The sequence below is a fragment of the Mycolicibacterium moriokaense genome, from assembly GCF_010726085.1.
GTDB lineage: Bacteria > Actinomycetota > Actinomycetes > Mycobacteriales > Mycobacteriaceae > Mycobacterium > Mycobacterium moriokaense.
In genome coordinates this window covers 4,011,598-4,027,285 of sequence record NZ_AP022560.1, presented here as the reverse complement: position 1 = coordinate 4,027,285, position 15,688 = coordinate 4,011,598, and the positions used below count along the sequence as shown (strand labels likewise).

The window sequence follows — 15,688 nt, the reverse complement described above, 5'->3', positions numbered from 1 at the left end:
GCCGCGGCGTGTCGCGGACTTCAGCGATCAACGAGATGTTCGGCCCGAACACCAAGCCCTCACGCGAGCTGATGGGACGTTTCCACCAAGTTCTCGAGTACAACGACGGCAAGCGGGTGCTGCACAAGGTCGGGCGGTTCCTGGGCGATCGCTTGACGCACCGCAACCGTTGGGTCCGCGCGATGCGCGAGACAACGGTGCCGATGCGGCTCATCAACGGGCCCCTGGACCCCAATTCCGGAGCTCACATGGCGCGTCGATACGCCGAGGTCATCCCCGACGCCGACGTGGTGATGCTGGCCGACGACATCGCGCACTGGCCGCAGATCGAAGCCCCCGGCGAGGTGCTCAAGCACCTCTTCGCCCACGTCGACCGCGTCGGCTAACCCACCCGTCGAAACTGCGCGCAGATCGCGATTTCGCGGAATTTCACGATCCCTCTGGGCCCACGCGTGAGCCGGGGATAGTTTCGGCGGCGGTGGGGTCGGGGAACAGCGCCTCCGTCAGGACCGGGTCGGCGAGCTGACGCTGCCACGGCCGCACCCCGGCCTCGCGCAGGAACTTGTCGATCACCGCCTCGGTCTCCTCGGCGGTCGACAGCGGTTGCCAGTCCCAGCACAACCGGCGCACGATCTCCGGCGTGACGACGTTCTCCATCGGCACCGAAACCCGTTGCGCCAGATCGGCGATACGCGACCGCGCCGCCTCCAACCGCACCGCCGCCTCGGGCTTGCGGCGGGCCCACCGCGATGCAGGCGGAGGCCCGGTCGACGGCTCCGCCGACGCGGGCGGATCGTCGGTGGTGCGGGCACGGGCAAGCGCCTCCAGCCACACATGGGCCATCCGGCGTTGCCTGGAGCCGCCGAAAATCGGTAGGGCGGTGAGCTTTTCGACGGTATCGGGGTCGACAGTCGCCGCGTTGATGATCGCCGAATCGGGGAGAATGCGACCCGGCGCGATATCGCGGCGCTGCGCGATGTGATCGCGGGTCAGCCACAGTTCTCGCACCGCCGCCAGCGCACGGGCATCGCGCACTTTGTGAATGCCCGATGTGCGGCGCCAGCGGTCCCGACGCGTCGGCGCCCCTTCGAACATCCGCAGATGCTCGAATTCCTCTGCAGCCCAGTCGGATTTGTGCTGCTCTTCCAAAACGGACGCAACGGCGTCACGCAGATCGAGCAGCACCTCGACGTCCAGCGCGGCGTAGTTCAGCCACTCGTGCGGGAGCGGCCGCTGCGACCAGTCCGCGGCACCGTGGCCCTTCATCAACTGCAGGCCCAGCAGCCGCTGCACCATCGCGGCCAGGTTTACCTTGTCGTACCCGGCCAGCCGTCCGGCGAGCTCGGTGTCGTACAGCTTCGTCGGCCGCATACCGATCTCGGCCAGGCAGGGCAGGTCCTGGTCGGCGGCGTGCAGCACCCACTCATCGGTGGCCAGCACTTCAGCGACCGGAGCAAGCGTGGCGACCGGGTCTTCGCCATGGTTGACGGGGTCGATCAGCACCGTGCCCGCGCCGGCCCGCCGGATCTGAATCAGGTACGCGCGATTGGAGTACCGGAAACCCGAGGCGCGCTCGGCGTCCACCGCGAACGGCCCGTCCCCGGACGCCAGGAGTTCGGCGGCGTCTTTGATCTCGCGCGGGCTGACAGCCAGGTCGGGGACGCCGTCGTGCGGCGCAAGCAAGGGGGTGGCTTCCGGCTCGACTTCCGAGCCCGACTCATCGGGTTCGGCCATCGGTCAGGCGCGCGTGCGGGAACTCAGGTCGGTGACCCCGGTCGGGGGCAGACCAGCGGCGTGCTCGAGCACCTCGCAGAACGCCTCAACATGCGGCCCCAACTGCAGTGACGTGGCCGTCCATGACGCCCGCAGTTCCAGCTGGTGGGCGCGCGGCGGGCCGGAGATGTCGCCGTAGCGCACCGACGTGGTGGCGGTGACGGTGCCGCCAAGAGCGGTGACGTGTTCGGCCCGCGACTCCAGAGCCTCGACGAGCCAACTCCACGCCACTTCCGGCAGCAGCGGGTCGACGGCCTCGCTGGAGTCCAGGTCGGCCTGGATGTACGCCACGAGCCTCATTGTGCCGTCCCACGCATCAGCGCCCTCGGGGTCATGCAGCAGGATCAGCCGGCCGAACGCGTCGCCCTCGGAGCGTTCGGGCACAATGGCCGTCTCGGGATGGCGCACCTCCGCGCCCAGCGCGTAGCTGTAGGGCGCGAGCCGTTGGGGCGGCCGAATTGGACCGAGTTCGATCTCCGCTCGGACGGTGGTGGCATTCATCGCCGCCACCGCTTCGCGAAACTGAGCCGGTTCGGCGGCGGTGGTCACCGTTCGACGCTATCCCCATTCGGTCGGCTGTGCGCGCAGGCGCGCCGATTTCTGCGGGTGAGGGGGTCGCTGGAGGGCCGTCGATGTTTGCTGGACCGCCACGAACCCGAGGTGCCGGACGTCGCGGGCAGGTCGCTCCAGATGGCGATTTGGGGCGCTGCCGGGGGCGCATGGCAGCATTGGAGCCGATGACTACCCGCCGTGACCTGCCCGACTCGCCCTATCTCGCCGCCGCTCGCGGCCACAAGCCGAGCCGCGTGCCGGTGTGGTTGATGCGGCAGGCCGGACGTTCGCTGCCCGAGTACCGGGAACTGCGGGCCAAGAACACGATGATGCAGGCGTGCTTCGACGCCGATCTGATCACCGAGATCACCCTGCAGCCGGTCCGCAGGCACGGCGTGGACGCGGCCATTCTGTTCTCCGACATCGTCGTACCGCTGCGGGCCGCGGGCATCGCGCTCGACATCGTGCCCGACGTCGGGCCGGTCATCGATCATCCGGTGCGCACCCTCGCCGACGTCAACGCCATCAAACCGCTTGAGCCGCAGCAGGTTGCCCCCGTCGCGAAAGCCGTCGGGCAACTGGTGGCCGAGTTGGGCGAGGTGCCGCTCATCGGGTTCGCGGGTGCGCCGTTCACCCTTGCCTCTTACCTCGTGGAGGGCGGCCCGAGCCGCAACCACGAGCGCACCAAGGCGATGATGCTCGGCGATCCCGACACCTGGCACGCGCTGATGGCCAAGCTCACCGATGTGACTATCGCCTTCCTCCAGATGCAGGTCAATGCGGGTGCGGACGCGATCCAGCTGTTCGATTCCTGGGCCGGGACGCTCTCGCTGGCCGACTACCGCACGTACGTGCTGCCGCACAGCACGCGGGTGTTTGCGACGTTGACCGACGCCGGGGTGCCGATGACCCATTTCGGGGTGGGCACCGCCGAACTGCTGGGCGCCATGTCGGAGGCCGTCTCGGGGCACGGCGCCCCCGCGGTCGTGGGCGTGGACTGGCGCACGGCGTTGACCGACGCCGCGGCCCGCGTCGCGCCCGGGACGGCGCTGCAGGGCAACCTCGATCCGGTGGTGTTGCTCGCCGGCTGGCCGGTCGTCGACCGCGCGGCCCGCGCCGTCGTCGAGGACGGCCGCCGCGCCATCGACGCCGGGGTGAGCGGCCACATCTTCAATCTCGGCCACGGCGTGCTGCCCGCCACCGACCCCGGCGTCATCACGGATCTGGTGGCCCTGGTGCATTCGCTGTGAGTACGTCGTATTGCGTTGTCGGCGGTGGCATTTCAGGCCTCGTCGCCGCCTACCGGCTGCGGGTGTCCGCGGGCCCGGACGCGACGATCACGCTGTTCGACCCCGCGGACCGACTGGGTGGCATCCTGCGCACCGAGCGGATCGGCGGCCAGCCGATGGACGTCGGCGCGGAGGCCTTCATCGCCCGTCGCCCGGAGGTGCCCGCGCTGCTGGCCGAGTTGGGCTTGGCCGGTAAACAGATCGGCACGACGGGTGCGCGCCCGCTGATTTACAGCCAGGCACGGCTGCACCCGCTGCCCACCGACACCTTGCAGGGCATTCCGGCGCACGCCGAGGCGCTGGCCGGACTCGTGGACGACGCCACCCTGACCTGGATCCGCGACGAGCCCGGCCGGCCGTTCAGCTGGCGCCCCGGGGCCGATCCCTCCGTCGCGGGGCTGGTGGGGCAGCGCTTCGGCGAACAGGTCGTGGCGCGCTCGGTCGACCCGCTGCTGACCGGCGTGTATGCGGGCTCATCGGCCAATATCGGGGTGCGCTCAGCCGTTCCGACGCTGGCCGCGGCGCTGGACCGCGGGGCCCACAGTCTGACCGAAGCCGTGCGCGACGCGCTGTCGGCGTCGGGGCCGTCGGTGGCCACCGGGTCGGTGTTCGGAGCCGTCGAGGGCGGCTACGAGGTGCTCGTCGACGAGTTGGTCCGACGGTCGGGTATCCGCTGGCTCCAGGTGGCCGTCGTAGACGTCAGTCGTACGCAGCGCGGCTGGGAGATCGTCGACGACGAGGGCGGGCGCCACCACGCCGACGCGGCGGTGTTGGCCGTCCCCGCGCCGCTGCTCGCCCGCCTCACCACGGGCGTGGCTCCGCGCACCGCGGCGGCGGCCGAGCGCATTGCGGTCGCGTCGAGCGCGGTGGTGGCGTTGGCGCTGCCCGGAGGTACGCCGCTGCCGGAGCAGTCCGGCGTGCTGGTCGCGGCCGGAGAACGGTTGCACGCCAAGGCCGTTACGTTGACGACGCGCAAGTGGGGGAGCCGCGGCAATGTCGAGCTGCTGCGGCTTTCGTACGGTCGGTTCGGGGACACGCTGGCGCGCAGCGCGGGCGACGAGGACCTGTTGGAGTGGGCGTCGCAGGATCTCAACACCCTCTTCGGGGTCACCGTGGATCCGGTCGACTGCCGCGTGCAGCGCTGGATCGACGCGATGCCGCAGTACGGACCTGGCCACGGGGCGCTCGTCGCCGAGCTGCGGGCGGGCCTGCCGCCGACGCTGGCCGTCGCGGGCGCATTTCTGGACGGCATCGGGGTGCCCGCGTGTGTGGCCGCGGCCACCAAGGCGGCGGCGTCGCTGGCGACCGTCGCGAGAGCGACGAATCGGACCTGAGCGCGCGTGGCACGATAGGGATATGGCCAAGCTCGACTACGACTCCCTCAACGCCACCCTTCGGTACCTGATGTTTTCGGTGTTCTCGGTGCAACCGGGCGCGCTGGGGGACGAGCGTGCCACCGTCATCGACGAGACCGCCACGTTCCTGAAACAGCAGGAAGACAAGGGTGTCGTGGTGCGCGGCGTGTACGACATCGCTGGCATGCGCGCCGACGCTGACTTCATGATCTGGACGCACGCGGAGACCGTCGAGGCGCTGCAGGCCACCTATTCCGACTTCCGCCGCGCCACCACGCTGGGGCGGGCGAGCACGCCGGTGTGGAGCAGCGTCGCGCTGCACCGGCCCGCCGAGTTCAACAAGAGCCACATCCCGGCGTTCCTGGCCGGCGAGGAGCCGGGTAACTACATCTGCGTGTACCCGTTCGTCCGGTCGCTGGACTGGTACCTGCTGCCCGACGACGAGCGCCGCCAGATGCTCGCCGAGCACGGGATGGCCGCCCGCGGCTACAAGGACGTGCGCGCCAACACCGTGCCCGCCTTCGCGCTCGGTGACTACGAATGGATTCTGGCGTTCGAGGCACCCGAGTTGCACCGCATCGTCGACCTGATGCGTGATCTGCGCGCCACCGACGCGCGGCGGCACGTTCGTGAGGAGACGCCGTTCTTCACCGGCCCCCGCGTCGGGGTGGAAGAGTTGGTCACCAAACTCCCGTAAGCCTCGGCCGGGTCATCGAGTCGACCTTCAGTGCCATCTCGTAGAGCGTGTCCACCCGATAGCGTGTACCCGTGGCAGAACAGAAAACCGGGCAGGCCTTGCTGTTCGACGCGTTGACCACCAAGGGCACCGCCTTCACCCACGCCGAACGCCGAAAGTACGGGCTGCTGGGCCTGCTGCCCACCGCGGAGAAGACTCTCGAAGAGCAGGCCGAGCACAGCTGGCACGAATTCAGCACTCGCCGTGAGGGTCTGGACCAACACATCTATCTGCGCGCCCTGCAGGACCGCAACGAGACGCTGTTCTACCGGGTGCTGCGCGATCACATCGCCGAGACCATGCCGATCGTGTACACGCCGACCGTCGGCGAGGCCTGCCAGCGGTTCAGCGAGATCTACCGCAGGCCGCGAGGGCTGTTCGTGTCGTATCCCGACCGGGAGTGCATTCGAGAAGTACTGCGCAACCGTCCCACCGGCCGGCGCGACGTCGACGTGATCGTCGTGACCGACGGTCAACGGATCCTCGGACTCGGCGATCAGGGCATCGGCGGCATGGGCATCCCCATCGGCAAGCTCTCGCTGTACACGCTCATCGGCGGCATCAACCCGGCGCGCACGCTGCCGATCGTGCTCGACGTTGGCACCGACAACGTCGAACTGCTGGAGGACCCGCAGTACCTCGGCTGGCGCCACCGCCGGATCAGCGACGACGAGTACTACGCGTTCATCGACGAGTTCGTCACCGCCGTTCACGAGGAATTGCCCGACGTCCTGCTGCAGTGGGAGGACTTCGCCACCGCGCACGCCGAGCCGATCCTGGAGCGCTATCGCGACAAGCTGCTCACCTTCAACGACGACATCCAGGGCACCGCGGCCGTGGCGCTCGGCGCGCTGCACGGTGCGGCGAACGTCGCGGGGCGTCCGCTGTCGCAGCAGCAGGTGGTGATGCTGGGTGCGGGCTCGGCCGGCATCGGCGTGCTGAACATGGTGAAGCGGGAGATGGTCGCGCAGGGGCTGTCCGAAGCCGAGGTCCTGTCGCGGATCTGGGTGGTCGACGTCGTCGGGTTGTTGACGGACGATCGCACCGATCTGTCGGAGGGACAACGGGTGTTCGCCAAGCCGGCGGGCGTCGTGGGGGACTGGGGCTTGTCCGGACCCGCCCAGCTGTCCGATGTGGTGCATCACGTCGATGTCGGTGTGCTGCTGGGTCTTTCGACGGCGACGGGCGCGTTCACCGAGGAGATCGTGCGCGAGATGGCGGCCAAGACGGAGCGGCCGATCATCTTCCCGCTGTCGAACCCGACGAGCCGGGCCGAGGCGCACCCGGCGGAGTTGGACCAGTGGACCGATGGGCGGGCGCTCATCGCAACGGGTTCACCGTTTGCACCGTTGCGGCGCAACGGCGTCGAGCGGCCGGTGGCGCAGTGCAACAACGCGTACATCTTCCCGGCCATGGGGTTGGCCGTGACCGCGGCGCAGGCGACTCGGGTCACCGACGAGATGATGCGCGTCGCCGCGGCCAGCCTCGGCGATGCGTCGCCCGCGCTCACAGATCCCAACGCGCCGCTGCTGCCCGCCTGGACAGAGGTTCCGGACATCGCGGTGCGTATCGCGCTCGCGGTCGGTCGTCAGGCCGTGGCCGACGGTGTTGCACCGAAGCGCAGCGACGAGGAGTTGGCGGCACGTATCGACGAGGTGCGCTGGATTCCGGAATACCCGCCGATCTGAGGCCTCGGTTCGGCGCGGCTGTCCAGCTGTGATCGCGTCCGTTCCCCCACTCGCGATCGTCTCTCTGCCGAACCGCGACGGATGTAACGCCATGGTGCGATCGCGGCCGAATTCCCGCCATACGGTTACAACCGATGTACTGAGGGCCTCGCCGTGCTTAAAGATCGTGAAATTTGCGGAAATCGCCATCCCTGAGCGGTCTCGATGGCCGCCGGTCATCATTGGGCCATCAGCATCAAGGCATTGGTGGCCACGGCGCTGCCATTGGTCGCGCAGCCGTCGACCGGCGAGCAGTGCCCCCCGCGTGACGGGCTGGCCATCCAGATCACCGCGGGCGACATCGACTGTGTGACCGCGGCTGATTACGCCGCCAAATACGACCTCAACGGCGAGAAGTATCAGGAGATCGGGCCGTTCACCTGCTATTCCGGCAATGCGATGACGGCACCGCTGCTGTTCACCTGTGTCGCGAACACCGAGGAGAAGGCCGAGTTCGCGGTATACCCCGCGTAGCTGCTAGGACTTCGCGGGCACCAGACGCAGCGAGATCGAGTTGATGCAGTAACGCTGATCGGTCGGCGTGGGGTAGCCCTCGCCCTCGAAGACGTGGCCGAGGTGGCTGTGGCAGTTGGCGCAAATCACCTCGACGCGGTGCATGCCAAGCGAGTCGTCGGCGCGCAGGATCACCGCATCGGAGTTGGCCGGATCGAAGAACGAGGGCCAGCCGCAGTGGGATTCGAACTTCTCGCTGCTGCGAAACAGCTCGGCGCCGCAGGCCCGGCACTCGTAGACGCCCTCGGTCTTGGTGTCGGTGTACTCGCCGGTGAAGGGGCGTTCGGTGCCTGCCTGACGCAGCACGTGGAACTCCTCCGGAGTGAGCTTCTTGCGCCACTCGTCGTCGGTCAGCTGCAGTTTGGGAGCAGGTGTGGTCATGACTCCACGTTAGCTTTCATCTGAGCGACGACGCACCCGTTCCTCGGCGTACGCGAACGCCGCGGCTTCGTCGTCAAGGTCGAACTCGCATATGTGCGTGCATCGGCCGTCGGCAGCCTCTAACACCACGAGGAACTCCCATGCATAGTCCTCGCTGCCCTGCCCCACGCCAGCACGCTCGGTACGGACGACTCCGCATGTTGGCGATAGCCAACATTCTGCGCGGTTCCACGAGCGGGACGGGCCGGCCATCTTGTTCAGCTCTTCAAATGAGCGTCGGAACTCCGCGAGGGAACGATCGGGAAAGCCGGTGCGCGTCCGGTTCCCGACGCGCATCCTGGGTGCTGTCAGCTCATTGAAGGCCCTGTCGAACGCGCCTTCATTTAAAGCGATCAGGTATTCCGTACCAAGCATCGCCACTTCGGCGAAGGCGGCGCCCTCGCCGAGGCAGTAACGTCGCTCCAACTCGCGGTAGGCGGCGTTGAAGTCGTCCTCGTCGAACCGGCCGTCATAGACGGACTTTCCGCTTTCGTCGACCTCGAACACGACGAGGTAATTCGTTTCGAAACCCTCGTCGTTTCGCCACCGCATCGAACTCAGGCACAGTCTCTCACCGCGCACCGCGAGTATGCGTATCTCGAAAGCCGTGTATTGATCGAAGACTCGCTCGATCGCGCTTCGCGCATCAACGACCGGAGCGCCGCCCAGCCGCCGCCGGTCGTCATAGACCTGCCGGTCCGAGAAGTGGCCCACAATGCCGGAGACATCGCGTGCGTTCATTGCGTTGATGATGGCGAGCGATGTCGCACTCGCTCGGTTGGAGAGCGAGAGTCGGCTGCTGGTTTTCTGTGCTGCCCGCTCCTCGGCGTAGGCGAAGGCCGCATCCTCGTCCTCGATGTCGAACTCGCACATTGACGCCATCCGTCCGTCCAGTATCTCGGCCACATAAATCCGAGACCACGCGAATCTCTCGCCTTCCAGTCCGATGGCTTCACGTTGTTGGCGGACGACGCTCCAATTGGGTGAGACCCAGTGTGCGCTGGAATTCCACGTCCTCGACGAGGCGACCATCGAATCCAGTTCCTCGATGCTGGCGCGGAATTCGGTGAGCGACCGATCGGGGAACACTGAGCGGGATCTGTTCTGTATGCGCAGATTTGGAGAGACAAGCTCGCCGAACAACCGGTCGTAGTCATGCCGAATCATGGCCATCTCAACTTCGGTCGCTATCTCACCAGAAGCGGCGAATGCTGCTCCCTCTGCGGCGTAGTACCGACGCTCTAGTTCGTGGAATGCGTTTTCGAAGTCCTCCTCGTCGAAGCGCGTCTCGCACTGCACACGGCCCTCGGCGTCGATCTCGAAGAGGTGAAGATATGCGCTCACATTTCCTGCATCGTCCGACCAATTGCTCTGGTGCAGACTCAGCCGCTCGCCACGCACAGCCAAGGGGCGGAAGTCGAAACGGCTGTACTGGTCGAACAATCGACGCAAAGCCGACTCCCACTCACCGCGACTCTGAATCGGCTCACCGCCGAGACGTCGGCGGTCGATATAAAGATAATCCTCCCGGCCTGCTTTGAACACGGCGTCCAAGTCGTGGGCTTGCATGGCGGTCGCCAACCGCTGCACCGACACGCACGATCTGTTGGTGACCTCAAGGCGACTGCTTGACGTTCGCATCCGCTCTTCGGCGTACGCGAAGGCCGCGTCTTCGTCGTCTACCTCGAACTCACACATGGAAGCGATTCGGCCGTTGCGGATCTCGAGCGCGACGAGATGCGTCCATCCGTATTGCTCGCCGTCCTTGCCGACCGCTTCCCGCTCGAATCGGATGATGGTCCATGCCTTCGACACCCAGCACAGCGCGGAGAACCATATTCGCGTCGAGGCGACCATGGCGTCCAGGTCGGTAAAGCTGGCGCGAAGGAAGTCGGCCGAACGGTTCGGGAACGGCATACGTGACCGATTCTCGACGGGGGCGCTGGGGACGGCGAACTCGCCGAACGCCTTGTCGAAGTCGCCCCGGTTGAGCGCGACCACCACCTCGGTCGGGGTCGTACCCACGTCGGCGAACTCTGCGCCTTCGCCGGCGTAGTAGCGCCGCTCGAGCTCGCCGTAGGCGCCGTCGAAGTCGTCCTCGTCAAAGCGGCCGTCGTAGACCACGCGACGTTGGTCGTCGACTTCGCATACGTGGAGGTAGCCCGTCTCGTTCCCGGAGACGTCGGACCACCGGCTTCGAATCAGTACCAGTCGCTGGCCCCGTACAGCCAATGTGCTGAATTCGAAACTCGTGTACTGCTCGAAGATGCGCTCCTTGGCCCGTCGCATCGCGGCAATGCCCTCGATCGGATCGCCCTTCAAGCTCCGCCGGTCGTCGTAGACGAAATGTTCCGCATAGTGCACGAGCCCGTCGATATCGTGAGCGTTCAGCGCTCGAAAGATTGCGTCGGTCGTAGCGCTTGCCAAGTTGGTGACCGCCAGCCGGTTCGCGGTCGCCTGCGTGCGCTCCTCGGCGTAAGCAAACGCCGCCGCCTCATCGTCGATCTCGAACTCGCACAACGCCTGAAGGCGGCCATCGCGGACTCGTGTGACAGTGATTCGCGTCCATGAGTACTGTTCGCCATCCTGGCCAACGGCAGTGCGCTCGAACCGGGTGACGACCCATTCCGGCGAAAGCCACGACAGTGTCGCAAGCCATGTCCGCGACGAGACGACCATTGAATCGAGAACTGCAAAGCTGGCGCGCAGGTCCTCGGCCGTGCGAGTGGGAAACGCCGATCGCGACTGGGCTTCGAAACGAACATCCGGCGCGCACAGTTCAGTGAAAAGCCGGTCGAAGTCACCCTGGTTGAGCGCGGTGACGACCTCCATGAGCGCGATGCCTGCTTCGGCGAAAGCGGCGCCCTCGCCGGCGTAATACCGGGTTTCCAGTTCGCGATAGGCGGTTTCGAAGTCGTCCTCCTCGAAACGCCCGAAATATTCGAGGCGCCAGGCGTCGTCGAACCCCATCACGTTGAGGGTTCGCGCCTCGTTACCGTCGTCGTCCCACAACCGGCTCCAGTGCATCTCCAGACGTTCGCCGCGGACCGCGATCGTGCGCCAATCGGTGTGCGGGTAACTCTCGAGGATGCGTTCGGTCGCAGCATGCAACTCATCGGCGCCGCGGATCGGGTCACCGGTGATCCGCCGTCTGTCGTCGTACACGAAGTGATCCGACGGATCGACCCGCAGCGCGTCGACGTCATGTGCCTGCAGCGCGACCAACGCGGCGTGGGCGAGCTCGCTGGCACGATTGGTGACGGCCATGCGGCTGGTCGTTGCGCGTACCCGTTCCTCGGCATAGGCGAACGCCGCGTCCTCATCTTCGAGGTCGAACGGGTACATCGAAGCGATGCGGCCGCCTTGGAGGTCGGACACGAGAAGGAGGTCCCAGCTGTACCGCTCACCGTCGTGCCCAATCGCCTCCCGAAAGACACGGCTGATGACCCACCGCGGCGAAAGCCACCTCACGGCGGACGCCCAGGTCCGCGACGAGGACGTCATGGTGTCCAGGGCAACCCACGACGTGCGCATATCGGCCGCCGAACGGTCCGGAAACGCTGAGCGTGACCGATTCTCGATGCGCACCTCCGGAGCGCAGAGCTCGCTGAACAACCGGTCATAGTCGCCGCGCGTGAGCGCGACAAACGATTCGGTGGATAGCGAGCCCCCCTCCGCGAAGCCGGCGCCCTCGCCCGCGTAGTAGCGGCGGTCGAGTTCTCGGTATGCGCTTTCGAAGTCGTCGCCATCGAAGCGGCCCCAATACTCAATATGGTCTTGATCGTCGATTTCGAGCACGTTCAGCGTCGTCGCTTCGTTACCGTCGTCGTCCCACATGCGAATCGAGCGCAGTTCGAGTCGCTCGCCTCGCACGGCAAGCGTCGACCATTCAAGGTGTGCGTACTGCTGGCGCGATCGCTCCGTGGCCTCGCGCAGCCCAGCGATGTTCCCGATCGGAAGGCCGCTGAACGGCCGGTGATCGTCGTAATGGATCCGGTCCGAGAAGTCGGCGAGGGCCGTGTCGATGTCGTGCGCTCGGTACGCCTGCCAGGCGGTCTCGACTATTGCGCTTGCCCGATTCGCGACAGCGAGCCGTGACGACTGCGGCCCCACCGCAGCCGGGGCAGGCGCGGCGGGCTCGACGGTCCGGCCGATCCTGGCTGTCACCTCCTTAGCGATGTACAGCGACTCGGCGTTGGCGCGAGCACCGTTGGCGCCCTTGGTATCTCCGGTAGCTGCCAGCACACGATGCAATGCGAGGCACGCGTCGGCGTGGTCGAGCACCAAGTCGGTTCCCGCGGCCACCGCGACCGCATCGCGGGCCAACGCAACCGCGTCCTCGAACCGCCCCTGCGCCGCCAGGATTTCCGCCCGCACCGCACGCCAGGCGATGGCCGTCTTCAGATTCCGGCCTGCGAGGCGCTCACTCTCACCGGCGTAGTGATCCGCTTCATCGACCCGGCCCTGCGCCAGAACCGTCCGGGCCAGAAGCGCGGCGGCCTGACCGGCGTCAGCGCCGACGCCAAGGGCGTTGAAACCGTCGAGCGCCGTGCGAAAATGCGGTTCCGCCGCGACGGGGTCCCCGTCCATCGACTCGATGATTCCCGCGAACAGCTCGGTCTCCATCAGGCCGTGCCGCAGGCCGAGATCGGCGACGACCTGCCGTGCGTCGGCGAGCATCTTGCGGGCCTTGTCCGGCCGGCCCCGCAGCAGCTCCAGCACGGCGAGATGACGCAGCGACGTCGCCTCCAACGACGGTGCGGCCGTGGTCATCCGCTGCATCCGGACGACGTCGAGACACCGACCGCCTGCCTTGGGGACCGGGCTGGGGCCCCACAACGCCGCCCCGGGCGCGGCGCCCAGCGCCGCAGTGATCTGCCGGTGGTCACCGCTCTGCCGTGCCGCGATCAGCGCCTCGAAGAGGTCGGCCTCGCAGTCGCCGATCCGGCCGAGGCGTGATCTCGCGCTCGCTCGCACCCGGTGTGCCTTGGCCAACCCCGCCGAATCCTTGCGGCGGGCGAACTCGTCGATGGCCCCCTGCAGCCTGCTGTCCACCTCCGGCAGCCGCTCCGGTTCGGTGTAGACGACGAACTGGCAGCGATAGCACGTCGCCCACGGCGCCAACGACTCGTCGGCGATGCGGTCGAGATCGTCGACCAGCGGTGCGCCCGCTGCCACGTCGCCCGCCGACAGGTACGCCTCGCACCCGATGAGCAGGAGTTCGGCGTGCAGCGCTTCGTCAGCAGCGGCCACCGCGGCACCCCGCGCCGCCTGGGTGCCCGCAGAAACGAGTTCGTCGCGGTCGAGGGCGCGACGCGCCGAGGTGGTGTAGTGACGGGCGGCCCGCAACGCCAGATCGCCGGTGTGCTCGTCGACGGTGCCCAGTTCGACGCGATAGGTGTGGGCCGCCTCGAGGTGGCGGGCGATCATCTCGTCGGCATCGAACGCTACGCTCTGGCCGCCCGCCGCGACCCAGTCGGCAAGCCGCTCATGTAGATTCGCGCGATCCGACTTGAGTAGCCTGCGATAGGCGACATCGCGGATCAGGACGTGGTGGAACCGCCACACCGGCTCGTCACCGACGTATGCCCCACTCGGCTGGGCGAGTTCGAGCCGGCGAAGCCGGTTGAGCGACATCTTGATTCCATCGACACCACGGTCGGCGAGCGCCACCACGGTGCCCACCGAGAAGTCGCTTCCGACTACCGACGCGATCTCGAGCACACGCCGGTCGGCCGCGTCCAGCCGTTCCAGACGCGACGCCAGCAGCGCGTGGATCGTCGGCGGGATCGTGATGGCATCCACGTCGATGGTGAGTCGCCAGCCGTGCGGTTCCTCCACGAGAACGCCGTCGTGCGCGAGCATTCCGATCAGTTCCCGCACGAACAGGGGATTACCGCCGGTGGACGCTGGCAGGCGGTTCAGCAGATCGTCCGGGAGTCGGGCAGCGCCCAGCACCTTGGCCGCGAGCTCTGCGGTGGCACCCGCGTCGAGACCGGCGAGGTGGATCGCCTCGGAGGCCCACCGGCTGACCGCAACGAGTTCCGGTCGGATGTCACGCAGTTCGGGCCGTGCGAGCGCGAGCACGAGGACCGGGACGTCCTTCACCCACTCGACGAGGTGCTCGATGAAGTCGAGGAGCAGGGTGTCGGCCCACTGAATGTCGTCGAGCACCAGCACGACGGGCTGACTGGTCGCCAGCACCTCGACAAACCGCCGCAGCGCCCAGAAGTTCTCCTCGACCGATCCCGCGACGCCGCTCGCTAGACCGTTGAGAGCGCGCAACAGCCGGTCACGCTCGGAAATGCCTGCGGCAACGTCGGTTTCGAGGTCGCGGGCGCGCAGCACCTCCACGAGCGGCGCGAGTGCCACGGTGCCTTCGAGAACACACCGCGCGTCGATGATCCGCGCGTCGGCCTGTGTTCTGGTGAACTCCGCGGCCAGTCGGCTCTTACCCACGCCGGGGTCGCCGATGACGGTGACCAGCCGGGCCGTCCGCACCGCCTTCGCGTCGTCCAGAACGGCCTGAAGGCGACGTACCTCATCGCGCCGTCCGACGAAGGGCGCCGCATCGGTGGACTCAGCCTTGCGGGCGACCCACTGGTACACCGACACCGGTGCGATCCGCCCCTTCACCTGCACCTGCCCGAGGGATTCGTACCCGTATCGCCCGCGGGTCGCTCGCCACGTCTCCTCGCCGACCACGACGTGCCCGCGCGGGCACTCGGACTCGAGCCGTGCGCCGACGTTCAATGCGTCTCCGACAAGGTCGGCGTCATTCGCTCCGACGACCACCTCACCTGTGTTCACCGAAACGCGCAGCGCGAGCTCGACTCCCACGATCTGGGCGGCGAAGCCGACGAAGCGTTCCTGTAGTTCGACCGCGGCCTCGACCGCATGCACGGCGTCGTCGGGTCCGATCTCCGGAACCCCCCATACGGCCATGAACCCGTCGCCGATGTACTTCGTCACACCGGCGCGGTGGCGTTCCGCGGTCAAGCGCAGCAGGTCGTGGTAGCGGCCCATGACCTCACGTGCCGTCTCAGCGTCGACGCGCTCCTCGAAGGTCGTCGAGCCGGCGAGGTCGGCGAACATGACGGTCACCGTCTTGCGCACCGGTGCGGCTACGGGCACGTCGGGCGCCGACGGGGCCTGATCGCTGAGCGGTGCTCCGCAGCCCCGACAGAATCGGGCGGTGGCACTCGCCTCGATCCCACATGTCGCGCACGTTCGCGCCAACGATGCACCGCAGCCTTCGCAGAAGCGGGCGTCCTCTTCGTTCGACGTACCGCATGCGGCGCAGGCGCGGAGGCTCTCGGCCAT

At 67.4% G+C, this 15,688-nt stretch carries 9 protein-coding genes and 1 pseudogene; 6 read left to right on the top strand and 4 right to left on the bottom strand.

Going from position 1 to position 15,688, the window contains the following annotated elements; translation table 11 throughout:
* Positions 1-26 precede the first annotated feature (26 nt).
* Positions 27-386, top strand: a pseudogene (locus tag G6N43_RS19730) (alpha/beta fold hydrolase); the annotation flags it as partial.
* A 43-nt stretch (positions 387-429) separates the two neighbouring features.
* Here G6N43_RS19730 and G6N43_RS19725 read toward each other — a convergent pair.
* Together G6N43_RS19725 and G6N43_RS19720 are read right to left on the bottom strand one after the other, a co-directional pair.
* A complete protein-coding gene (locus tag G6N43_RS19725; protein ID WP_083156307.1) occupies positions 430-1,734 on the bottom strand; it encodes a ribonuclease D in 1,305 nt (434 codons plus the stop codon).
* A gap of 3 nt (positions 1,735-1,737) precedes the next feature.
* Positions 1,738-2,274, bottom strand: coding sequence for a DUF3000 domain-containing protein (locus tag G6N43_RS19720; protein WP_234810232.1), 537 nt, complete (start codon positions 2,272-2,274; stop codon positions 1,738-1,740).
* A gap of 236 nt (positions 2,275-2,510) precedes the next feature.
* Between G6N43_RS19720 and hemE the strand changes: the two genes are divergently transcribed.
* The 5 genes from hemE to G6N43_RS19695 all read left to right on the top strand — a co-directional run bounded on the left by hemE (position 2,511) and on the right by G6N43_RS19695 (position 7,906).
* Positions 2,511-3,575, top strand: a complete 1,065-nt coding sequence (hemE, locus tag G6N43_RS19715; protein WP_083156346.1) for a uroporphyrinogen decarboxylase — start codon at positions 2,511-2,513, stop codon at positions 3,573-3,575.
* Positions 3,572-4,948 (top strand): protoporphyrinogen oxidase, encoded by a 1,377-nt coding sequence (locus G6N43_RS19710; RefSeq protein WP_083156310.1) that lies wholly within the window; start codon positions 3,572-3,574, stop codon positions 4,946-4,948. Before hemE ends, G6N43_RS19710 begins: the two co-directional genes overlap by 4 nt.
* A 22-nt stretch (positions 4,949-4,970) precedes the next feature.
* Positions 4,971-5,666, top strand: coding sequence for a hydrogen peroxide-dependent heme synthase (gene hemQ, locus G6N43_RS19705; RefSeq protein WP_083156311.1), 696 nt, complete (start codon positions 4,971-4,973; stop codon positions 5,664-5,666).
* Positions 5,667-5,737: 71 nt separating this feature from the next.
* Entirely contained in the window at positions 5,738-7,393 is a 1,656-nt protein-coding gene (locus G6N43_RS19700) for an NAD-dependent malic enzyme (RefSeq protein WP_083156313.1), read from the top strand.
* A gap of 204 nt (positions 7,394-7,597) precedes the next feature.
* Positions 7,598-7,906, top strand: coding sequence for a hypothetical protein (locus G6N43_RS19695; protein ID WP_234810230.1), 309 nt, complete (start codon positions 7,598-7,600; stop codon positions 7,904-7,906).
* 3 nt (positions 7,907-7,909) lie between these two features.
* Here the strand turns inward: G6N43_RS19695 and msrB are convergent, their stop codons facing one another.
* Both msrB and G6N43_RS19685 read right to left on the bottom strand, forming a co-directional pair.
* Positions 7,910-8,326, bottom strand: a complete 417-nt coding sequence (gene msrB, locus G6N43_RS19690) for a peptide-methionine (R)-S-oxide reductase MsrB (protein WP_083156314.1) — start codon at positions 8,324-8,326, stop codon at positions 7,910-7,912.
* Between the two features lie 9 nt (positions 8,327-8,335).
* On the bottom strand, positions 8,336-15,688 hold the full coding sequence (locus G6N43_RS19685) for an AAA family ATPase (protein ID WP_083156316.1): 7,353 nt from the start codon (positions 15,686-15,688) through the stop codon (positions 8,336-8,338).